This window comes from Streptomyces niveus (genome assembly GCF_001723055.1).
Taxonomy (GTDB): Bacteria; Actinomycetota; Actinomycetes; order Streptomycetales; family Streptomycetaceae; genus Streptomyces; species Streptomyces niveus.
Genome location: NZ_MDCR01000211.1, coordinates 1 through 21,707 on the forward strand (window position 1 = coordinate 1; position 21,707 = coordinate 21,707).

Genomic DNA, 21,707 nt, shown 5'->3' on the forward strand with positions numbered 1-21,707 from the left:
CTTCGGGGTAGGGGGCGTGTGGATCGTTCATGGCGTCAACTCCCGTGCCATCGCCAGTTCGTACAGGTGGTCCACGAGGGCGATCAGGACGTCCTTGCCCGACGAACGGACCCGCGCGTCGCAGCTGATCAGCGGAATGTGCTCGGGCAGCGACAGCGCCTGCCGGATCTCGTCGAGCGAGAAGGCGGAGACGTCGTCGTCGAACCGGTTCACCGCGACCACGAACGGCGTCTTGTGATGCTCCAGCCGGTCGATGGCGTACCAGGACTCGCTCATCCGCCGGGTGTCGACCAGGACGACCGCTCCCAGCGTGCCCGAGAACAGCCGGTCCCACAGGAACCAGAACCGCTCCTGGCCCGGCGCGCCGAACAGATAGAGCACCACCCGGTCGCTGAGGCTGATCCGGCCGAAGTCGAAGGCGACCGTCGTCGTGGTCTTCGTGGTGAGCCCGGCGGTCTCGTCGACCCCGACACCGGCCTGTGTCATCACCTCTTCGGTGTTGAGCGGACGGATCTCGCTCACCGAGCGGACCAGGGTCGTCTTGCCGACCCCGAAGCCGCCCACGATCACGATCTTCAGTCCGGTCTCGGCGGCGTCGGTCAGCGGGGTACGGGCCGGCAGCTCAGAGGTTGCGGAGTCCATGGAGCACCTCCTTCAAGAGGGCCGAGTCGGGCAGGGCGGAGACGGAGCGCGCGCCGCGCGGATGGCGTGCGGTGATCCGGCCCGTCGCCCGGAGGTCGCCGAGCAGGATCCGTACGACCGTCACCGGCAGTCCCAGCTCCGCCGAGATCTCCACGACGGCCGTCGGGTGGCGGCACAGTTCGAGGATCGCGTAGTGGTCCGACGGCGTCCCCTGGGTCGGCGCGCACTCGCTGACGATCAGTGTGACCAGGTCGAACGCGTCGTGGTCGGCATGGCTGCGGCCACCGGTGACCGTGTACAGCCGGTCGGGACGGCCGGTGTCGACGGGTTGGCGGGTCCGGCGGGTCATGACGGGGCGGCTTCGGGGGACACCGGGGTCCGGGGCTCGGCGCGCAGATGCTCGCCGATCTGGTCGACCAGCTCGGTCATCTGATGACCCACGACACCCGGGTCGGCGCCGTCCTCGGCCACCAGCGCGAGATGCGCGCCGTCACCGGCCTCCACGATGAAGAGCAGGCCGCCGTGGAACTCCGTCATCGAGTGGCGTACGCCGCCCGTGCCGTTGCCGAACTCGACGGAAGCGCCCTGCGCGAGTGCCTGGATTCCCGAGCAGATCGCCGACAACTGGTCGGCCTGGTCGAGCGTCAGATGCCGGCTCCAGCAGAGCTTGAGTCCGTCGCGGGAGAGCACCAGGGCGTGCCGGGTGCCGGGGGTGCGCTCCAGCAGACTCTCCAGGAGCCAGGTCACGCTGTTGTCAGTGGTGGCCATGGGGTGCATGGGTTGCGTCGGGCGGGATCGGCCGGGGGAAGCCGGTCACCGGCCCGTGCCTCCAATCTCAGATGGTGCTGTTCGCTTGCGACTTGCTGTGCTTCCGGGTGCCGTACGGGGAACGAGCAGCGGCTCAGTGGGTGTCGCCGTGCTCCGGCCGGTCCTTCTCGGGCGTGCCTTCCACCGGACGCCTGGCGCGGTGGAAGGCGCCGAACCGGGTTCCTGCGTCGCGTCCCGGCGGTACGGCCCGAGGCGCCGAGCCGTGCCGCGTACGGTCCTGCTCACCCGTACCGTCGGCGGGCGCCCTGTCGCGGTCCGCCGCCGCCATCGTGCGTCCCGGCGGCCGTACGGGCAGCCCGCCCGGCGTCGCGACCCGGGGGCCGTCGCCCGGCGCGGCGGGGGACGGCAGAGCGGGCGACGGCCCGGCAGGGGACGGCAGAGGCACCGGCGGCGGTGTGCGCGGCTGCGGCTGCGGCTCGGGGAGCGTGTCGGCCGGTACGGGCGCGGCGTGCCGCCCCGACAACTGGGGCGCCGCGGTGCGCCGCTGGGCGAGGAGCTGCGGCGGGAAGAGGACCACGACGCCCGTACCACCGCGTGAGGAGGGGCGGAAGTTGACGCTCAGGTGGTACTTCTCGGCGAGCCGGCCGACGACGGCCAGACCGAGCCGGGTGCCCTGGAGGGTGGCCAGGTCGTTGGAGCGTCCCGACACCGACTCCTCGGCGCGCCGCATGGCGGCGTCCGCCATCTTCAGGCCGCTGTCCTCGATCGTCACCACGATGCCGGCGGAGCGTTCCTCGACGTAGACGTGCACCTCGTCGATCGGCGGGCTGAAGTTCGCTGCGTTGTCCATGAGTTCGGCCAGCAGGTGCATCACGCCCTCGGCGGCGAATCCGGCGACGGACGCGGTGCTCGAACAGTGCAGGCGTACGCGCTGATAGGCCGCGATCCGGCCGACGGCGCCGCGCAGGATGCTCTCCATCGGGATCGGCTTGTTCCAGGCGCGGCTGGCCCGGCCGCCCATCAGCAACGCCAGCCGGTCGGTCATCAGCCCGAGTTGGGAGGTGTTGTGGTCGAGCTTCAGCAGATCGCCGAAAACCTCCTCGCCGTGACGTTCCTGCATCTCGCGGAGATCGGCGAGCATGCTCACGGCCTTGGCCTGCACCCGGCTCAGCGCCTTGGCGCTGGCCGCCTGCGCGGCCGAGCCGCGCCGCTCGCTGACGGCGAAGTCCCGGACGACCGCGTCGGCCAGGACCCGGAGCCGGGGGTCGGACGGCCGTTTCAGATCGGCCAGTACGGTGTCGGCGCCCCGGCCCTCGCGGAGCCCGCCGAGCGCGGTGGGCAGTGTCACCGTCGACAGAAGGTCCAGATCGTCGGCGATCTGGCCGAGCCTGGTCACCGCCGTCTCGTGGTCGGCGACCGCGGTGGCGGCCCGGCGCGCGCCGAGGGCCACCTCATCGGCGAACATCCGCAGGACACGCTGGAGTTGGGGGTCCGACGGCGGGGGAGTGGCGGCCAGCGTCTCCTCGGCGCTCGCGCCGTCACGCAGCCGTTTGACGACGGTGGGGAGCGTGACGTTGACGAGATGGGCCGACTCCGCGCCGCTTCGGGCCAGTTGGGCGTGGAGCGACTGGATCTCGCCGCCCGCCGTCACTGAGGCGCGACGGTGACGCCGCAGCAGCAGCCCGGCGCCGGCGACGACGCAGGCCAGGACCGTCCAGGCGATGGCGAGCGAGGCCACCAGCCAGCCGCGGGCGGCGGCGGGGGCGGCCACGGCCGCGACGCCGGCCGCCGCTCCGGTCACGAGCAGCAGGGCGGGCGGCCCGGCGAGCGACAAGGGGCGTGTCTTGAGCACGCGGTGGGGGCTCGGTGCGACAGGCACGGACATTCCGCGTTCCCTCGGTAGTCGAGTGCGTTCGGTTGGGGGAGAAGTCTGGGGGAAAAGTGGTCGAAAGTGCCGGGAAACCGGACCAGTTGGGGGGCGTGCCGGTCACCGACTGGAACGGTGATTATCCGGACCGTGTGTGGGGCTCACGCTACGCACGAGGCGCGGTTCGGCAGGGACGCCGCGTGGCAGTGCCCTCCAACGAGGGAGTCGGCCTCGAACTCGCCCACGCGCGGGACGCAGTCGTGGTACTGGCGCGACCACGGGAGCTTCGCGTGGTGTGCGCGCCGCCGTGGGGTGAACGTCACAGCACGCGGCGCGGGCCCGCCCCGGCCCCGCGGATACCGTGGGCGGGTGCCGAAGAGCAGAGACACGTTCCCCGCACTGACCGCCTGGCGCCGCCGCCTCCTCGCGCGCGCCGTCCAGGGCGGCTGGCGGTGGGTCCAGGAGGCGGGCGCGGTCAGCGCCGAGCAGCCCGGGAGGCTGCGCTTCGGCCGGATCGGCACCGGGACCCGGCTCGCGTTCCCGCAGGGCACCGTCTTCGGCGAGCCCTGGATCGAGCTGGGCGAGCACTGCGTCATCGGCGAACACGTCACGCTGACCGCCGGGATGATGCCCGGCCTCGACCTGGGCGCGGAGCCGATCCTGCGGCTCGGCGACGGTGTCGTCCTCGGCCGTGGCAGCCATGTCATCGCCGACACGGCGGTGACCATCGGCTCGAACACCTACTGCGGGCCGTACGTCTACATCACGTCGACCAACCACAGTTACGACGATCCGCAGGTCCCCGTCGGCAAGCAGTGGCCCCGCACCGACCCGGTCACGGTGGGTCCGGGCTGCTGGCTGGGCACCGGCGCGGTGATCCTGCCCGGAGCCCGGCTCGGCCGCAACGTGGTGGTCGCGGCGGGAGCCGTCGTACGGGGTGAGGTGCCCGACCACACGGTGGTGGCGGGCGCGCCGGCGCGGGTCGTACGGAGCTGGGATCCGGAGCTGGGCTGGCAGCCGCCGTTGCGTACGCCCGCCCCCGTACCGATCCCGGAGGGCGTCACGCCCGAGCAGCTGCTGGCGATGGCCGAGCTGGATCCGGACCGGTCGTAGCCGCGCCGGGACCGGTCAGCCCGCGGCCAGCAGGACCGTACCGATCAGCGCGAGACCGGCGCCAGCCGCCTGGACGGCGCGCAGCCTCTCTTTAAGGAGGCCACGCGCGGCCACCGCTGTGATCACCGGATACAGCGAGGCCAGGACGGCGGCGACCGTGACGGGGCCGTTCTGCGCGGCGATCGAGTACGTCCCGTTGGCGGCCACGTCCGCGAGTCCGACGAACGCCAGCGCGGGCAGCGTGGCCCGGATCACCGTGATCCCGCCCCCCTCGGGCAGCGCGGGCGCGCCGCGCCGCACCGACACGTACAGCGCGGCCCCGCCGACACCGACGTTGGTCACGCGCTGCACGAAGAGCGCCAGGAACAGGCCCGTGAGCGAGGTAGACGCCTCGGAGATCAGGGCCATGACCGCGCCGAATCCGAACGCGGCGACCAGCGTCAACGCGATCGCCCGGCGGCGGACGGGCGCTCCTCGCAGCTCGGGCCCGCCCGCGAGCACGATGCCCGCGACGGCCACGGCGATCCCGGTGACCTGGAGCAGTCCGGGCCGCTCACCGAGGACGAGGCCCACGCCCACCGGTACGACCACACCGATCGAGGCGAGCGGCGAGACGACGCCCATCGGGCCGAGCGCGAGCGCCTTGTAGAAGGCGAGCATGGCGACGGGGCCGACGACTCCGGCGGCGACCGCGTACCAGAGCAGCGGCCCGGCCTCGGTCCAGGCGCGGGTCGCGACGACGATCGTGCCGAGGACGACCACGGCGACCGACTGCGAGACCACGACCACGGTCAGGGCGGGGATACGCCGGGTGAGCACGCCACCGCCGAAGTCGGCCAGGCCCCAGAGCAGGCAGGTGGCCAGCGCGAACAGTGCGGTCATGACGCGAACCTCGCCAGTACAGTGTGATGGACGGTTGGTGCACCACACCGTAGTACAGTCCATTGAACTGCGTCATCGAATATACTGGACGGAATGTGTCGGACCTCGATCAGCTGACCCAGTCGCTCGCCCGCAATCTCAAACGGTGGCGAGGCGAGAGGGCCTTCACTCTCGACACACTGGCGGCCCGGTCGGGAGTGAGCCGGGGCATGATCATCCAGATCGAACAGGCCCGCACCAACCCCAGCGTGGGCACGACGGTGAAGCTCGCCGACGCCCTCGGCATCAGCATTACCACGCTGCTCGACTACGAACAGGGCCCGCAGGTCAGGGTCGTACCGGCCGATCAGGCCGTACGCATGTGGTCCACCGAGGCCGGCAGCAGCACCGTCCTGCTGGTCGGGACCGAGGCGCGCGGCCCGCTCGAACTGTGGTCCTGGCGGCTGATGCCCGGCGAGCACAGCGAATCCGACGCGCATCCCGAGGGCACGACCGAACTGCTGCACGTCACGGCGGGCGCGCTCACCCTTGTCGTGGACGGCGCGTCGCATCCGGTGCCGGAAGGCTCGTCGGCGGTCTTCGAGGCGAATGTGCCGCACGGCTACCGCAACGACGGTGAGGTGACCGTCGAGATGACGATGGCGGTCTCCATCCCGCCCGCGCGCTGAACGCGCCCCGGCTGTTAGCTTGACGCGCATGCGCGCCCCCATCGGAGACTTCGACAACGCCCGCCCGGCCCCCGACTGCCTCGACCAGCTCACGGAGCCGGTCGCCGCCGCCGTACGCTCCTGGCAGGGCGAGGTGCCCGCCGACCAGTTGCTCTACGTGGACACGGACCCGGAGATCGCGGACACCGCCGCCTTCGTGGAGCACCACGGGGCGGACCTGCTCGACCACTCGGCCAACTGCGTCGTGGTGGCGGGCAAGCGCGGCGGCGAGTCCACGCTCGCCGCCTGTCTCGTCCTGTCCCACGCCCGCGTCGACGTCAACGGAGTCGTACGCAGGCAACTGGGCGCCCGCAAGGCCTCGTTCGCCCCGATGGACACCGCGACCGGCGAAACGGGCATGGAGTACGGCGGCATCACCCCGATCGGCCTGCCCGCCGACTGGGCCCTGTTGGTGGACGCGGCCGTGGTGGACACGGAATGGGTCCTGATCGGCAGCGGCCGCCGCCGGGGCAAACTGATCGTCCCCGGCAAGACGTTCGCGTCCCTGCCGGGCGCCACGATCATCGACGCCCTCGGCATCCCCGCCGCCTGACGCCCGGCCCGAGCACCACCGGCCCGCCCTGTCCAGACCCCTCGCGCGCCGATGCCGCGCTCCAGGATTTTCCCTCCTCTTGACCTTGCGACGTGTCCGGCTCTCGTTTCCCCGAAGTTGGGCTGACCCCGCTGAGTTGTTCTTGTTCGCCGAGGTTTGAGTTTCGGCTGACGCCGCCTGCCTGATGCCTCGGATTCCCGTGTGGTGACGGTGCGTTCATGGGGCGGGTGCAGTGGGCGTCGGTGTGATGTGCGTCACCGTTGACGTGGTGAACGGGTGATCATCTATCGTCCTGGCGTTCGTGCGCATTCCGTGAAGCTGGGGTGGGGGAAGTGGGCGTGTCCGGGTTTGGCCTGCGTGGTCGGGGCCGCGACGGGTGGCGAGGGTCGGTGACGGCTGTCGTGGTCTCGTCGCTGCTGGCCGGGGCTGCCGTCGTCGCTCTTCCAACTGCCTCCGCGGCGACCGCCGTTGAGTCATCGACGCGGACGGCGAGCGCGACGGAGCGGGCCGCCGCCTCCGGTGAGCCCGTCGAGGACGTGGCGCAGCGCAGCGCGTACTCGACGACCGTGGCGAACCCGGACGGTACGTTCACGCTGACCCAGTCGACGACTCCCCAGCGTGTGAAGCAGGCTGACGGTACGTGGGCCGGGGTCGACGTGGACCTGGTGCGCCGCGCGGACGGCAGTGTGGGTCCGAAAGCGGCTGCGGTGGGCCTGTCGTTCTCCGGTGGGGGCTCGGCCGGGGACATGATCCGGCTGGGGGACGGGCGCCGGTCGTTCTCGCTGGACTGGCCGGGGCCGTTGCCCGTACCGACGCTGGACGGTGCGACCGCCACGTACGCGGATGTCCTGCCGGGGGTGGACCTGCGGCTGACGGCCACGTCCGAGGGGTACCGGCAGGTCCTGGCGGTCAAGACCGCGCAGGCCGCTGCCAGTTCGGAGCTTGAGCAGATCACTTTCGCCGCGTCGGGCCAGGGGCTGGAGGTGGTCGCCGGTGCGGGTGGTGGTCTGCGGGCCGTGGACGAGGACGGAAATGCCGTCTTCAACGGGCCTGCCGGTCTGATGTGGGACTCCGCCGGGAACGACGAGCCCTCCCCGGCGGCGCACTCCCTGACGGCAACCGGCTCCGCCGCCACGGACGGTGGCGACGATCCCTCTGTTCCGGGCGAGGGGGACGCGACGGCTGAGCTTCCGGTGAAGGTGGCGGACGGAGCCGTGGAGGTGCGGCCCGACCTCGGTCTGCTCCGGGGCACTGACACGGTCTACCCCGTCTACATCGACCCTCCGGTCGGTCTCGGTGCGTCCGAGCGCACCAAGCTCTCCTCCGACGGCGACAAGTTCTGGCAGTTCACCGAGGACAAGGGCGTCGGCCTGTGCGGGAACGCGGACGGATACTACTGCGGGTCCGGCTACATCGACCGGATGTACTTCGAGTTCGCGCCGACGAAGCTGAGCGGGAAGTACGTTCTGGATGCGACGTTCCGCGCGCATGAGACGTGGTCGTTCAACTGCGACGCGAAGTGGCTGAACCTGGCCCGTACCGACAACATCTCCGAGGGCACCCGGTGGCCGGGCCCGTCGGTCATCGACCACATGGGCGACCGTCTGGTGTCCGCCGGCCGGGGCGACAACTGCAGCCCCTCCCAGCCGGACAAGTGGATCGAGTTCAATGACGATCCGGCCCAGTTGAACGAGAACCTGACGCCCACGGTACGGGCGTTCGCCGACGGGAAGTTCGCCCGGCTGACGCTGATGCTGTGGGCGAAGGACGAGAAGGACCCGCGGGCGTGGAAGCGTTTCGACAAGAACGCCGAACTCCAGGTCACATACGTCCCGCAGCCGGGCGTCCCCACAAGTGTCGGCCTGATTCCGGGCGATGGGACGGCCGCGTACTGCCGGACCGATCCCGACGCGCCGTTGACTGTGTCGCGTCTGGACCCGATGGTGCAGGCCAGGGTCCAGACGAAGGTCCAGCCCAAGGCGGGCGAGGAGAAGGGCTCGTTGCAGGCGGGGTTCCGAGCGGCTCGAAAGCTGGCCGACGGGACATGGGAGGAGATCTGGAGCGACACCGCGCCCACAAGCGGGTTCGATCCGGACGGCACGCTGGAGAAGACGCGTACAACGAATCGTACGGACGGCACGGAGTACCGCTATCGGGCGCGTACGCAGTCGCGTTGGTCGTACGGCGGCAAGTCGGGCGAGCTGGCCTCCGCCTTCTCCCCGTGGTGCTACTTCAAGATCGACTCGACGGCGCCGAAGGCTCCCGTCATCAAGTCCGTCTCTCCTTACACCCTGTGCACCGCGGGTCTGTGCGAGGGCAAGGGCGGCCCAGGTGTGGCGGGCACGTTCACCTTCCAGCACAACCCGGCGGACGCGGACATCACGGGATTCCGCTGGCGTCTGCTGACGGCCTCGGGAGCGGAGACGAAGGAAGTCTCCGGCTCCACCTACACGGAGAAGCTGGTCGTGCCGAAGCTGGGAGGCACCCAGGTGCTGTCGGTGGAGGCCAAGGATGTGCGAAACCGCTACGGGCCTCCGGCGGAGTTCACCTTCAAGGTGGCTCTGGCGGAAGGCGAGGTGGGTCGCTGGCGCTTCGACGACGGAGTGGCCGGCTCCGGGGTGACGGTGGCGAAGGACACCGCGACTGTCGGAACCCGTCACGACGCCAACTTGCGTACGGCGGGAGCGGGCTGGTCGACCATGGCCCGGCGCGGAGAGGCCGACCAGTCCTTGTGGCTGGACAGCGCCGACCCCGCCAACCAGCAGGCGTACGCCTCGACGAGCACGGCCGCCGTCAACACTGCGGACTCCCTGACGTTCTCCACCTGGGCTTATCTGACGGACGCGTCGACCAGCCGGATGGTGATGACGACACCGGGTACCCAGGCGCAGGCGTTCGCCCTGTACTACTCGTCCTCCTCCAAGGGCTGGGTGTTCAGCCACACGGTCGCCGACTCGGCGACACCGGTGATCATCACGTCCAACGCCGATGCCACCAACCCGCCGCTAAGGGTCTGGACGCAGCTCACCGGAGTCTTCGACACGCACGGTGACGCCGACCCCGCGAACGACACTCTGCAGCTGTATGTCAACGGGCGCCCGCAGGGTGCCGCGGTGAAGCTGGCCGCGGCGGCGACGGCCCAGGGCGCCACGTACAAACCGTGGAACGCTCTTGGTGGATTGCAGTTCGGGCGGTCTGTCATCCGCGGTGAGAGTGGCTTCTTCTTCCGGGGACGTATCGACGAGTCCGCGGTCTGGCAGCGGGCCCTCACCTCGGAGGAAGTCCTTCAGGAGGTGCGACTTCTCCAGGACGATCTACCGACAAATGAACTGGTGGCGCAGTGGGATGCGACCACGGCCACTGGCACCACGATCGACGAACTCTCTCCCTACCCGCACCCCTCCATGCAGTTGTCCGCGACAGGTGCGGTCCTCGACGGCGACGACAACGCCCTGACCCTGGACGGCACCTCGGGTTACGCCTCCGCCCAGGGCCCGGTGGTGGACGAGTCGGGTTCCTTCACCGTCTCGGCGCGGGTGCAGCTGAACGGGGAGAAACTGGCGGCCAAGCCCGTCGGGTACAAGGCGCAGGTGGCCGGACAGCGCAGCGGCGGTCAGTCCTCGTGGGCGCTGTGGGTCATCAAGCCGGCAGTTGATACGTACCAATGGCAGTTCACCCGTACCGCCACCGACTCCTCGGGCAAGGTGACGAAGGACACCGCCATCACTCCTGCCTCGGATCTTGCCGAGGTCGACACGTGGGTGGATGTGACGGGGGTCTTCGACGCCCAGGAGGCTTTCGAGATCACCGATCCGGGGAATCCGTCGCAGACGCTTGAGCGGCTGGGAACACTGCATCTGTATGTCGGATCGTTCGCCGTTGAAAGCCTCAGCCGCCCGGGATTTGATGCTGTCCAGCAAGGCACCGGTGAACTTGCCACAGGCCGGGGCACTCAGGGCGGCACCACCGGCCACTATCTTCCCGGCGGCCTCGAACAACTGAGGATCTGGACCGGTGCCATGACGCAGGAGCAGGTCAGCGATCAGGTCACGATCGCCTCTGCCGACGACACAGGAACTCCACCGTTGTAGGTGAAGGGGGTTGCGGCGATCCTGTGCCGCAACCCCTCTCGTGGACCTCGCCGACCTGACGGCCGGGCGTCCTTTCCTCCGCATTCAGACCTCGCCCCCTTGTCCGAATTCTTGCTCCCCTGCCGAGAACGAGGGAGCAGTCAGCGCATGCCCCTGGCCGGGGTGCGTAAAGGAGAGCTGTCAATGACATCGTTCAGACGGGCCACCATGCTCGCCGGCCGCAACAGGCGTAGCAGACACCAATGGTCTCGGCGTGTGGCCGTCATGACCGGCTTCATCCTCCTTCCTGGTCTCCTCGCACCGGTCGCCTTCGCCGGACCGCTCAGTAAGCCCGATCCGCTGGGCGTTGCGAAGCTCTCCGCGCCTCGGTCGGCCGAGGTGTCCGCGTTCACGGCAAAGGAGAACAAGGCTGCCGCCGCCGCTCGGAAGAAGGCTGAACAAGCCGATCGGAGCGTGATCACCCGAGCGAAGAACGAGCAGGCCAAGTCGGTGACTTGGCCCGCCGGTGGTACTGCCGTGCTGACTCTGCCCAAGGGGGAGACACGGCCGGCCGCCGCCGATCCAGGCTCGCTGCCTCTCACACTGGCCGCGCCTTCCGCGGCGAAAGGCAGCGCACAACGCACCGGCACGGCCGACACGGTGAAGGCCGAGGTTCTGGACCAGGAGGCGGCGCATCGTCTGGGGGTCAAGGGCGTCGTCCTCAAGGTCACCGGTCCGAAGGACGGGGGCCGCGCCCGTCTGGGCGTCGACTACTCGGCTTTCGCCTCGGCCTACGGCGGTGACTGGGCCGGGCGTCTGCGGATGGCCCGCCTGCCCGACTGCGCGCTCAAGGACCCCGCCAAGGCCGCCTGCCGTACGCGGACGACTCTGGTGTCCGACAACGACCGGCCCGGACAGACGCTGGGAACCCAGCTCACTTTCCCTCCCGCGCCCGCCGGGTCTGAGCCCGCCACGATGATGCTGGCGCTGGCGGCGGGCACCGAATCCGGTGCTGGTGACTTCAAGGCCACCCCCCCTGTCCTCCTCGTCCACATGGGAGGCGGGCGGCTCTTCCGGCACCTTCACCTGGTCCTACCCGTTGCGTACGCCGCCCGCCGCAGCCGGGCCTTCGCCCGATCTGGCGATCTCCTACGACTCGGGCAGCGTGGACGGCCGGACGGCCTCGACGAACAACCAGGGCACGGCCGTTGGTGAAGGCTTCGACCTCACCTCGTCGTACGTCGAGCGCAAGTACGGCACGTGCGACGACGACGGCCAGGAGGACAAGTTCGACCTCTGCTGGAAGTACGACAACGCCTCGCTCGTCCTCAACGGAAAGGCCAGTGAACTGGTCAAGGACGACACCACAGGCGTCTGGCGGCTGAAGAATGACGACGCCTCCACGGTCACGCACTCCACCGGCGCCGACAACGGCGACGACAACGGCGAGTACTGGACCGTCACCACAGGTGAGGGCACCAAATACGTCTTCGGCCTGAACAAACTCGCCGGCGCGCCCGCCGACGAGCGCACACAGTCGGTTTGGACTGTCCCGGTCTTCGGCGACGACTCCGGCGAACCCGGCTACTCGGACGGCACCAGCCTGTCAGGCCGGGACAAGACGCAGGCCTGGCGTTGGAACCTCGACTACGTCGAAGACCTCCTCGAGAACGCCATGTCGTACTGGTACGCCGCCGAGACCAACAACTACGACACCCTCGGCGACGACAGCACCGGCACCGCCTACACCCGCGGCGGCTACCTGAAGGAGATTCGCTACGGCCAGCGTGCCGGTGCCCTGTTCAGCGGCAGCCCGGCCGCCTCGGACAAGGTCACCTTCAACTACACGGAGCGCTGCACCGCGAGCGGCACCGGTTGCGACGCGCTGACCGAAGACACGCGCGACAACTGGCCCGACGTCCCCTTCGACACCGTGTGCAAGACCGGCGACAAGTGCACCGGCAGCGTCGGCCCCTCTTTCTTCATCCGTAAGCGCATGACCGCCATCACGACGTACGCCTGGGACGCGGCCGCCACTGCGCCCGATTTCGCTCCTGTCGACACCTGGTCGCTGAAGCAGCAGTACCTGGACCCGGGGGACACCGGGGACTCCACGGACCAGTCGCTGTGGCTGGACGAGATCCGGCACACCGGCAAACGCGGAACCGACCTGTCTATGCCGCCGGTCAGCTTTGATCACGAGATGCGGGCCAACCGGGTCGACAGTGGCAGCGACGACATCCTGCCGCTGAACAAGCCGCGCCTGAAGCAGATCATCTCCGAGACCGGTGCGCAGTCGATCGTCACGTACGCCGACGAGGATTGTGTCGCCGGTCAGACGATGCCGAAGGTCGACCAGAACACCCGCAACTGTTACCCCGTCTACTGGTCTCCCAACGGGGAGAAGGACCCGCAGCTGGACTGGTTCCAGAAGTATCCGGTCACCTCGGTTTCCACGACCGACCCTCTCGGCGGCTCGGAGGCGGTGGTCCACACGTATCAGTACGCAGGTGGGGGCGCCTGGCACTACAACGATGATCCGCTGGTCAAGGAGAAGGAACGTACCTGGTCGATCTGGCGCGGATTCGCCAAGGTCACCCACCTCACCGGCCGGTCCGACCGGACCCAGTCCAAGACGGCCACTGTCTTCCTGCGCGGCATGGACGGCGACCGCCTCCTTGGACCGGACGGAAAAACCCCCGACCCCGACAAGCGGCGCACAGCGAAAGTGACCGGTATCAAGGCCGGCGAGATCACCGACGCCGATCCGTACGCGGGTTTCACCCGGGAGACCGTCACCTACAACGGAGCCCAGGAGGTCGGCGGTCAGATCAACGACCCCTGGTCGAGGAAGACCGCGACGCAGCACAAGTCCTACGGGGACACCGAGGCGTACTTCGTCCGCACCGCCGCCACCCACGCCCGCACCAACATCACCACCAGCGGCACTGCCAAGGACCGCGTGCGCAGCACCGCCACCACCTTCGACAGCTACGGCATGCCCGCGACGGTCGAAGATCGCGGGGATGACGCCGTCACAGGCGACGAGACCTGCACCAGAAAGACCTACGCGCGCAATGACGCGTTGGGGATCAACTCCCTTGTCTCCCGCAGTCGTGTGGTCGCCAAGCCGTGCTCCGTCCTCAACGCGGACCTCGACCTGCCGACCGACTCGACCCGCCCGGGCGACGTCATCTCCGACACCGCGACCGCCTACGACGCCACGGCGTACACCACCACCCAGACACCCACCAAGGGCGAACCCCGGTGGACCGGCCGCGCCAAGAGCTACGCCACCGACGGCACCCCCTCCTGGCAGCGAACCGCGGTCATCACCTACGACACCCTCGGCCGTTCCCTGAATGTTAAAGACGTCAACGACACCATGGTCGCCACCACCGCCTACGTTCCGGCGGCGACAGGCCCGCTGACCAAGACGACGGTCGCGAACGCGAAGGCACAGACCACCACCTCCCTGCTGGATCCGGCGAGCGGCGCGGCGACTCGCGTCACCGACTCCAACAACAAGGTCACCGACAATGAGTACGACAGCCTCGGCCGCATCAGCAAGGTCTGGCCTCCTACAGCGCCCAAGGCACTCAACAACCCCCCGGTATATGTCTACAGCTACAGCGTCACCGCCAACGCACTGCCCTGGACCTCAACCGGCGTGATACGCGCCAACGGTTCTGGCAACTACAACACCACCTACGAGATCTTCGACTCGCTCCTGCGCCCCCGGCAGGTCCAGTCACCCTCCCCGGTAGGGGGCCGGACCATTGCCCAGACCCTCTACGACGAGCGGGGCCTCGCGGTTTCCGCGCAGGCCGACATCTGGGACGAGAAGGCGCCACCCTCGGGCACCATCGTCGCGACCGATTCCGGCCAGGCACCCGTGCAGACGGACACGACCTACGACGGTGCAGCACGCCCCGTCCGGGCGGTGACGAAGAACTTCAACGTCACCCGCTGGACGACGGATACCGCCTACAGCGGTGACACCGTCACCGCGACCGCTCCCACCGGCGGACAGGCCACCGCCGTGGTCACCGACGCACTCGGTCGCACCACCGAGAACCGCGAGTACGCCGGTACTCAACCCACCGGGACCAACTTCACCGTCACCCGCTTCGCCTATACCCCGGCCGGACAGCAGAAGACCGTGACCGGTCCGGACAACGCCGTATGGTCGTACGGTTACGACCTGTTCGGCCGTCAGATCAGCGGCACTGACCCGGACAAGGGCACGAGTACCACCGGCTACAACGAGCTCGACCAGGTCATCAGTACCAAGGACGTGGGCCGGAACAAGACTCTGATCTCTGAGTACGACATCCTCGGCCGTCAGACGGGACTGTGGGATGGCACGAAGACCGATGCCACCAAGCTCGCCGCGTGGACCTTCGACACCCTGGCCAAGGGCCAGCCCGACACCGCGGTCCGCTACGAGAACGGCGTCGGCACCGCCACCAGCAAGGCATACACCCAGAAGGTCACCAGGTACGACGCCGCCTACAACCCCCAGACCAGCCAACTCACCCTCCCGGCCACGGACCCGCTCGTTACCGCCGGAGTGCCGGGGACCCTGACGTACGGCACGAACTACAACACCATCGACGGCACCATCAAGGGCGAGACCTACCCCGCGGTCGCAGGTCTGTCGACCGAGATCACCACAAACACCTACAACGGTTTCAGGCAGCAACTGACTTCCAGCGGCAGTGGAAGCTACCTGCTCGACGCCACCTACGCCCCCGTCGGCGATCTGCGCCAGCTCGTCCTCGGCACGAATGAGACGGCGCCCAAAGCGTCCCTCAACTACGACTACGAGCCAGGCACACGCCGTCTCACACGCTCCTACGTCACCGACGATGTCCACGGCTACATGCCGCAGGAACTCAAGTTCACCCAGGACGACGCGGGCAACGTCACCTCCATCTTCGACGCCACCACCCAGGGCGGCACCGCCAAAGCCGACTACCAGTGCTTCACCTACGACGGCCACCGCCGACTGACGGACGCCTGGACCCCAAAAACGGCGGAATGCGCCACAACTGGCCGCACCACAGCCAACATCGACGGCGCCGCCCCCTACTGGACCAGCTACACCTACAACACCGCTGGCCAGCGCAGAACCGAAACCCAGCACGCCACAGCGGGTAACAGCACCACCAACTACACCTACGGCACACCCGCTCCTGCCAGCCAGCCCCACGCACTCACGAGCACGACGGGCGCGAAGGCCGGCGCCTACGAGTACGACACGGCGGGCAACACCACCAGCCGCCCCGGAGTCCAGGCCAAGCAGACCCTGACCTGGAACAGCGAAGGCAACCTCGTCTCCGCCACAGAACCCGCCACCAGCACCAAGGCCGCCATCGGCACGAGCTACCTGTACGACGCCGGCGGCGAACTCCTCATCAGACGCAACACCACCGGCGACGGCGACACCGTCCTCTACCTCGGCAACACCGAGGTCCGCCTCACCACCAAGGGCACCACCAAGACCCTGACCGGCACCCGCTACTACCAGGCCGCAGGTCAGACCATCGCCATCCGCACCGCCACCGCAGGCGTCACCACCACCAAGCTCAACTTCCTCGCCGCCGACCACCACGGCACCTCCAGCCTCGTCCTGGAAGCGGGCACCTACGCCGTCACCAAACGCCACACCACCCCCTTCGGCGCCCCGCGCGGCACCACACCGACCAACTGGCCCGATGACAAGGCCTTCCTCGGCAAACCCGCCGACACCACCACCGGCCTCACCCACATCGGCGCCCGCGAATACGACCCCGGCATCGGCCAGTTCATCAGCATCGACCCACTGCTCTCCCTCGACCAGCACCAGTCCCTCAACGGCTACTCCTACGCCAACAACCGCCCCCCGACCAGCAGCGACCCCACCGGCCTGAGGGACCCAGGAGGCTCACAGTGCGGCATCATCTCCGCGTGCACGGGCGGAGGCCCGCTGTTGGATGACAAGCACAACCCCATCCTCGGGACCATCAGCGGTGGAGGAGGCAGCGGCGTCAAAGCCGGAACCGCCCCGACGACCGTCACCGGAGACGTCAGGGAGATAGCCCGCCAGCAGGGCCCGCAGACTGACGACGAGTCACAACTGCGGATCTGGTACGGCTCCTACTTCGGAATCACCGGCGACGACTACTGGAGCGCGCCCGTCGGAGAAAACGGTAGGACCGTCAACGCATGTCTCGGACGGGACGCATGCATGGCGGCATACCGATACCTCAATGACGGCGGCGACGCTGCCGGAGCCAAGGAGATAGCGGCAACCTACTGCATTGACAACGCAGACAAATGCCAGAATCGATCCGGCGCCTATGACAACATGCAGAACCTGCTGGCGTCCCTGCCATTTGTCATAGCAGGCGCGTACAAACCGGGGAAGGCGTCACCTTGTAAGTGCTTCTTGGCCGGCACCGATGTACTCCTCGCCGACGGAGAAGTCAAGAATATCGAAGACGTAAGAATCGGCGACGAGCTGCTGGCGACAGATCCCGAGACGGGAAAGACCGAAAAACGCGCAGTTACCGCACTCATCGTCACCGAGGACGACAAGAAATTCAACGAGTTCACCCTCGCGACGGACAGCGGTCCGAGAAAACTGACTGCGACCCACGAGCACCCGTTCTGGTCGCCGTCCGCGCGCCAATGGGTCACAGCCGGTGATCTACAACCGGGAATGACCCTCCTCACAGACTCCGGCACCAGAGTCTCAGTCCAGGCCAACCGCGCTTTCTCCGAGCGGGCACGGACCTACAACCTCACCGTGGACGACTTGCACACGTACTATGTGCTGGCGGGCAGTACCCCCATACTCGTTCACAACAGCAACTGCCCTGCCGGGGATGCTGTCAGCGGGATGAGGGGATTGCTGGCGAAGAAGGCAGGGTTCACGGGGAATGGGCAGCGAATTATTGTGGACGAGAACATGACTCCCAAGTTTGCTGCGCAGTTGCGGGATGCGGGCTATGATGCGCGCAGTGTTTCCGAAATGGGAATGAGTGGAACGAAGGACCCCGAGCTTATGCGATTTGCCCAGCAAGTGAATGCTCGAGTGTTGACCAGAGATCGCGGGCGGCAGATGGATGGAGGATTCGGATCCCGAGCCGTTCAAGTTGATCGGCGTGTTACATCAATCGACGGAATTCTGCGAATATTGGGTGGCAGCAAGCAATGGGCAAGGATCACGTGACGCGCGGGCCTGGCGAACTTGATGATATTCATGCCCGATGGATCCAGAACAGGAATCGCCGCACGGACGATCCTGAGTATCGAGAATCCTGGTACGACGAGCAGTGCGGTGGGTGCCGTTGGTGGATTCCTCTCTCCGGCACACTTGGATCGGATTACGGTGCATGCGCGAACTTGGCGTCACCTTTCGACGGGACTATCCGTTTCGAGCATGACGGATGTGAGAAATTCGAGGAATCGGGGCGTTGGGCTGTGCCTGACGACTCGTGACAGTCTTCGTCGTTCGGCGAGGCAGCGGCAGGGAGTTGGCGGGCGCGCAGGCCCGGCGCTGAGGTCGGTCGGCTCCGTTTGCTTTAGAAGTTGTTCTTTGGTGGGTTGGTGCCGGGCATCATGGTCGTCGACAGGAGCTCATGCCCGAGAAGGACGGGTTAGGCAGGTGTTTGAAGGCGTACGGACTGACTTGACGGACCTGTGGCAGCGGCGTTGGCCCGACTGCCCGCCCGTTTGGTACAGGCTCAATGGTCCGTACCGGGATGTCTGGGTGCGCTTCCACAGCCTGCCGGAGTCGAAGCGATACGCAGAGGGCGAGAGCGAGTACGCCATCGTCCTGGTGCGGTACAACACGGTCCTCAATGAGTTGTTTGCCGGTGTGGATGTGTATGTGATCACACCGGTCTGGACGGCCGAACCGAGGTTCCACCCTTCCAGCCTGACGCCGGACACGCGACCGGCATGCCAACTTTCCGGCAGCCTGTCCGGTCTTTGACGGATCAGGTTCACCTCTCTGCCGTGATTCCCCGGCTCCGGAAGCCAGCCGCGGGAAGCAGATGCGCAGGGCCGCTATGCCAACGAAGGCAAGGAAATGCTCGGGCTTGCGTTCGTAGCGGCAGTGCAGGCGTCCGCAGCCGGCCAGCCAGGACACGGCTCGTTCGACGACCCAGCGGTGGCGGCCGAGCCGGATGGAGGACTCGACCTCCTTGCGGGCGATGCGCTGGCGTATGCTTCGTGAACGGAGCCACAGCTCAACGAGCCATCGAGCCATAAGAACGGCGTCTAAGGGACGGAAAGTTCAGGATCTCAACGGTAGAATCCCTCAGTCCTTCGTGGATGAAGATGCTTGCTTCGGGAAAAGGGTATCGAGCGCGTACGCGTGGAAGCCGTTGAGACCGTCGATGGGGGCGACGTCGTAGTACGGGAACTTGGCGTCGATCCAGAAACTCTCGAAGCCCCCTGGGGGAATTACTTCCCGCCATAATCGAGGCCCGACGCCAACCACTATGCTCGACTTACTCCGCTCGTCGAATTAGTTGAGCTGCGATGTGAAGAAGCGTTGGTCCGTTGGCTGGATTACCTCCTTGAAGTCTTCCCATGCAGAGCGGAACAGTCTTGTCGGATTTAGTGGAGTGGCCGGCGAACAGATCTCGTCCGACCGACGGAGAGCGTCAGTCATCCGGAACTGGAGCGGTCGGAATAGCGGGTGACGGAGCGGGTCTGGGGTAGGTGTTGGCCGGGTTGTTCGCTTCGCCCAAGTACGGCCAGGCGTTTGTCGGCGACGCACGCACCAGAGTGCCTGGGTTCGGCCCCGCGAGCGGGCGACGCCGCCCTGGGGCGCTCTCGGGGGCCACTCAGGGCAGCAGCGGGATCTCGATCGCCGGGCAGCGGTCCATCACCATGTCCAGGCCCGACGCGCGGGTGCGGGTGTACGCGGCGGTGTCGATCACGCCCAGTTGGAACCAGACCGCCTTCGCGCCGATCGCCGTCGCCTCGTCCGCCACCGGGCCCGCCAGGTCGCTGTTGACGAACACGTCCACCACGTCGACCGGGAACGGGATCTCCGACAGTGAGGCGTAGCCCTGCTCGCCGTGCACCGTCTCCGCCTTCGGGTGGACCGGGATCACGCGCTTGCCGAAGCGCTGGAGCACCGCAGCCACCCCGTACGCCGCCCGCGACGTGTTGCCGGACAGGCCCACGACCGCCCACGTGTCGCCCGTGGCCGTCAGGATCCTGCGGACCGTCTCGTCGTCCGCGTACGTCTCGTCTCCATACATGCCCGGACAACGGACGGTGCGGTCCCGCAATTCCCGAGGGGTCGCCATACCGGTCGGTACCCGCAGAGCCTAGGGTGGCGCGATGCATGAGCAGTACCGCACCGTCGCCCGCCGGGGCGTCCACGAGACCGAGGTCAACCGGTCGCGCTTCATCTGCGCGCTCGCGCCCGCCGCCACCGAGCAGGAGGCGCAGGACTTCGTCGCCGGCGTCCGGCGCGAACATCCCACCGCCTCCCACAACTGCTTCGCCTACGTGATCGGCGCCGACGCCTCCGTACAGAAGGCGAGCGACGACGGGGAGCCGGGTGGTACGGCGGGGGCGCCCATGTTGCAGATGCTGGTGCGCAGGGACGTGCGGTACGTCGTCGCCGTCGTCACGCGCTACTACGGAGGCGTCAAGCTCGGCGCCGGAGGGCTGATCCGCGCGTACGGGGGCGCGGTGGGCGAAGCCCTCGACGCGCTCGGCACCGTCACCCGGCAGCGCTACCGGCTCGCCACCATCATCGTCGACCACCACCGGGCCGGAAAGCTGGAGAACGAACTGCGGGCCACCGGCCGCGCCGTACGCGACGTGCGGTACGCCGAGATAGTGACCATCGGGATCGGACTGCCGGACTCCGACGTCGACGCCTTCCGCGCCTGGCTCGCCGACTCCACCGCCGGAACGGCCGTACTGGCACTGGGCGGTGAGGCGTACGGGGACGCGTGAGACCCGAAGCCGGCCGTGATGTCCGACCCCACCGTTACCCTCAAGGATCATGAGATTCCTGCACACGTCGGACTGGCACCTGGGACGGTCGTTCCACCGGGTCAGCCTGCTCGACGCACAGGCGGCCTTTCTCGACCACCTCGTGGCGAGCGCGCTGACGCACGAGGTCGACGCGGTCCTCGTCGCCGGTGACGTGTACGACCGGGCGGTGCCACCGCTCTCCGCCGTCGAGCTGTTCGACCGCGCGCTGCACCGGCTCGCCGAGGCGCGCGTGCCGACGGTGATGATCTCCGGGAACCACGACTCCGCCCGTCGGCTCGGCGTCGGTGCCGGTCTCATCGACCACGCGGGCATCCACCTGCGCACCGACCCCGCCCGCTGCGCCACCCCCGTCGTGCTCGCCGACGCGCACGGCGACGTCGCCTTCTACGGACTGCCGTATCTCGAACCGGCCCTGGTCCGCGAGGAGTTCAAAGCCGCCAAGGCCGGACACGAGGCGGTGCTCACCGCCGCGCTCGACCGCCTACGGGCCGACCTCGCGCGGCGCCCCGACGGCACCCGCTCCGTCGTCCTCGCGCACGCCTTCGTGGCGGGCGGCGCCGCCAGCGACAGCGAGCGCGACATCACCGTCGGCGGCGTGTCCGCCGTGCCCACCGGCACCTTCGACGGCGTCGACTACGTGGCCCTCGGCCATCTGCACGGCGCGCAGGCCCTCACCGAACGCGTCCGCTACTCCGGCTCACCCCTCGCGTACTCCTTCTCCGAGAGCGACCACCGCAAGACGATGTGGCTGGTGGACCTCGGCCCCGGCGGTGAGATCGACGCGACCCGGATCGACTGCCCGGTGCCGCGCCCGCTGGCCCGCGTCCGGGGCGCCCTCGCCGACCTTCTCGACGACCCGGCGCTCACCCGTCACGAAGAGGCCTGGATCGAGGCGACACTGACCGATCCCGTGCGGCCCGCCGACCCCATGGCGCGCCTCGCCGAACGCTTCCCGCACACCCTCAGCCTCGTCTTCGACCCCGAGCGTGGCGACGAGGACGTCGTCGCGTCGTACGCGCAACGCCTCCAGGGCCGCAGCGACCAGGAGATCGCCGAGGACTTCGTGGCGCACGTACGCGGCGGCGCCG

General features: G+C 68.3%; 15 protein-coding genes and 2 pseudogenes. 10 read left to right on the forward strand and 7 right to left on the reverse strand.

The window, feature by feature from the left end; all coding sequences use genetic code 11:
* Window positions 1–27: 27 nt before the first annotated feature.
* From BHU15_RS23860 to BHU15_RS23875, 4 genes are all read right to left on the reverse strand, one after another.
* Window positions 28–642, reverse strand: a complete 615-nt coding sequence (locus BHU15_RS23860; protein WP_069629074.1) for a GTP-binding protein — start codon at window positions 640–642, stop codon at window positions 28–30.
* On the reverse strand, window positions 623–991 hold the full coding sequence (locus BHU15_RS23865; RefSeq protein WP_069629075.1) for a DUF742 domain-containing protein: 369 nt from the start codon (window positions 989–991) through the stop codon (window positions 623–625). The genes BHU15_RS23860 and BHU15_RS23865 overlap by 20 nt, the downstream gene beginning before the upstream one ends.
* Window positions 988–1,410, reverse strand: coding sequence for a roadblock/LC7 domain-containing protein (locus BHU15_RS23870; RefSeq protein ID WP_069629086.1), 423 nt, complete (start codon window positions 1,408–1,410; stop codon window positions 988–990). Before BHU15_RS23870 ends, BHU15_RS23865 begins: the two co-directional genes overlap by 4 nt.
* A gap of 133 nt (window positions 1,411–1,543) precedes the next feature.
* Window positions 1,544–3,295, reverse strand: coding sequence for a sensor histidine kinase (locus BHU15_RS23875; protein WP_069629076.1), 1,752 nt, complete (start codon window positions 3,293–3,295; stop codon window positions 1,544–1,546).
* Window positions 3,296–3,646: 351 nt separating this feature from the next.
* Here BHU15_RS23875 and BHU15_RS23880 point away from each other — a divergent pair, with 351 nt between their 5' ends.
* Window positions 3,647–4,390 carry an acyltransferase gene (locus BHU15_RS23880; protein WP_069629077.1) on the forward strand — a complete coding sequence of 248 codons (744 nt, stop codon included), beginning with the start codon at window positions 3,647–3,649 and terminating at the stop codon, window positions 4,388–4,390.
* A gap of 15 nt (window positions 4,391–4,405) precedes the next feature.
* Here the strand turns inward: BHU15_RS23880 and BHU15_RS23885 are convergent, their stop codons facing one another.
* Window positions 4,406–5,272, reverse strand: a complete 867-nt coding sequence (locus tag BHU15_RS23885) for a DMT family transporter (RefSeq protein ID WP_069629078.1) — start codon at window positions 5,270–5,272, stop codon at window positions 4,406–4,408.
* A 95-nt stretch (window positions 5,273–5,367) separates the two neighbouring features.
* Here BHU15_RS23885 and BHU15_RS23890 point away from each other — a divergent pair, with 95 nt between their 5' ends.
* The 7 genes and pseudogenes from BHU15_RS23890 to BHU15_RS42320 all read left to right on the forward strand — a co-directional run bounded on the left by BHU15_RS23890 (window position 5,368) and on the right by BHU15_RS42320 (window position 18,586).
* Complete coding sequence (locus tag BHU15_RS23890) at window positions 5,368–5,940, forward strand: helix-turn-helix domain-containing protein (protein WP_023543170.1); 573 nt, start codon at window positions 5,368–5,370, stop codon at window positions 5,938–5,940.
* 28 nt (window positions 5,941–5,968) lie between these two features.
* A complete protein-coding gene (locus tag BHU15_RS23895; RefSeq protein ID WP_069629079.1) occupies window positions 5,969–6,532 on the forward strand; it encodes a YbaK/EbsC family protein in 564 nt (187 codons plus the stop codon).
* Between the two features lie 389 nt (window positions 6,533–6,921).
* A complete protein-coding gene (locus BHU15_RS23900) occupies window positions 6,922–10,623 on the forward strand; it encodes a laminin G domain-containing protein (RefSeq protein ID WP_255293197.1) in 3,702 nt (1,233 codons plus the stop codon).
* Between the two features lie 207 nt (window positions 10,624–10,830).
* Window positions 10,831–16,675: pseudogene (locus tag BHU15_RS23910) on the forward strand (RHS repeat domain-containing protein); the annotation flags it as partial.
* 279 nt (window positions 16,676–16,954) lie between these two features.
* Window positions 16,955–17,821: a DUF5615 family PIN-like protein gene (locus BHU15_RS42315; RefSeq protein ID WP_255293198.1), complete on the forward strand. Its 867-nt coding sequence runs from the start codon at window positions 16,955–16,957 to the stop codon at window positions 17,819–17,821.
* Window positions 17,803–18,090 carry a DUF3027 domain-containing protein gene (locus tag BHU15_RS38540; protein WP_079128340.1) on the forward strand — a complete coding sequence of 96 codons (288 nt, stop codon included), beginning with the start codon at window positions 17,803–17,805 and terminating at the stop codon, window positions 18,088–18,090. Before BHU15_RS42315 ends, BHU15_RS38540 begins: the two co-directional genes overlap by 19 nt.
* On the forward strand, window positions 18,032–18,586 hold the full coding sequence (locus BHU15_RS42320) for a DUF3885 domain-containing protein (RefSeq protein WP_435896964.1): 555 nt from the start codon (window positions 18,032–18,034) through the stop codon (window positions 18,584–18,586). The genes BHU15_RS38540 and BHU15_RS42320 overlap by 59 nt, the downstream gene beginning before the upstream one ends.
* 39 nt (window positions 18,587–18,625) lie before the next feature.
* On the opposite strand, the pseudogene BHU15_RS38545 reads toward BHU15_RS42320, so the two are convergent.
* A pseudogene (locus BHU15_RS38545) lies at window positions 18,626–18,838 on the reverse strand (transposase); the annotation flags it as partial.
* Window positions 18,839–19,445: 607 nt separating this feature from the next.
* Window positions 19,446–19,868, reverse strand: coding sequence for a CoA-binding protein (locus BHU15_RS23920; protein WP_069629083.1), 423 nt, complete (start codon window positions 19,866–19,868; stop codon window positions 19,446–19,448).
* A gap of 82 nt (window positions 19,869–19,950) precedes the next feature.
* Here BHU15_RS23920 and BHU15_RS23925 point away from each other — a divergent pair, with 82 nt between their 5' ends.
* A complete protein-coding gene (locus tag BHU15_RS23925) occupies window positions 19,951–20,577 on the forward strand; it encodes a YigZ family protein (RefSeq protein ID WP_069629084.1) in 627 nt (208 codons plus the stop codon).
* A gap of 49 nt (window positions 20,578–20,626) precedes the next feature.
* Window positions 20,627–21,707 (forward strand): exonuclease SbcCD subunit D (locus tag BHU15_RS23930; protein ID WP_069629085.1); only part of this gene is annotated, 1,081 nt, incomplete at its 3' end.

What these genes read in the sequence shown, in the direction of transcription:
- BHU15_RS23860 (WP_069629074.1), bottom strand. Translation starts at nt 642, where the DNA reads ATGGACTCCGCAACCTCTGAGCTGCCGGCCCGTACCCCGCTGACCGAC.
- BHU15_RS23865 (WP_069629075.1), bottom strand. Translation starts at nt 991, where the DNA reads ATGACCCGCCGGACCCGCCAACCCGTCGACACCGGCCGTCCCGACCGG.
- BHU15_RS23870 (WP_069629086.1), bottom strand. Translation starts at nt 1,410, where the DNA reads ATGGCCACCACTGACAACAGCGTGACCTGGCTCCTGGAGAGTCTGCTG.
- BHU15_RS23875 (WP_069629076.1), bottom strand. Translation starts at nt 3,295, where the DNA reads ATGTCCGTGCCTGTCGCACCGAGCCCCCACCGCGTGCTCAAGACACGC.
- BHU15_RS23885 (WP_069629078.1), bottom strand. Translation starts at nt 5,272, where the DNA reads ATGACCGCACTGTTCGCGCTGGCCACCTGCCTGCTCTGGGGCCTGGCC.
- BHU15_RS23895 (WP_069629079.1), top strand. Translation starts at nt 5,969, where the DNA reads ATGCGCGCCCCCATCGGAGACTTCGACAACGCCCGCCCGGCCCCCGAC.
- BHU15_RS42315 (WP_255293198.1), top strand. Translation starts at nt 16,955, where the DNA reads ATGCAGAACCTGCTGGCGTCCCTGCCATTTGTCATAGCAGGCGCGTAC.
- BHU15_RS38540 (WP_079128340.1), top strand. Translation starts at nt 17,803, where the DNA reads ATGGGCAAGGATCACGTGACGCGCGGGCCTGGCGAACTTGATGATATT.
- BHU15_RS42320 (WP_435896964.1), top strand. Translation starts at nt 18,032, where the DNA reads ATGACGGATGTGAGAAATTCGAGGAATCGGGGCGTTGGGCTGTGCCTG.
- BHU15_RS23920 (WP_069629083.1), bottom strand. Translation starts at nt 19,868, where the DNA reads ATGTATGGAGACGAGACGTACGCGGACGACGAGACGGTCCGCAGGATC.
- BHU15_RS23925 (WP_069629084.1), top strand. Translation starts at nt 19,951, where the DNA reads ATGCATGAGCAGTACCGCACCGTCGCCCGCCGGGGCGTCCACGAGACC.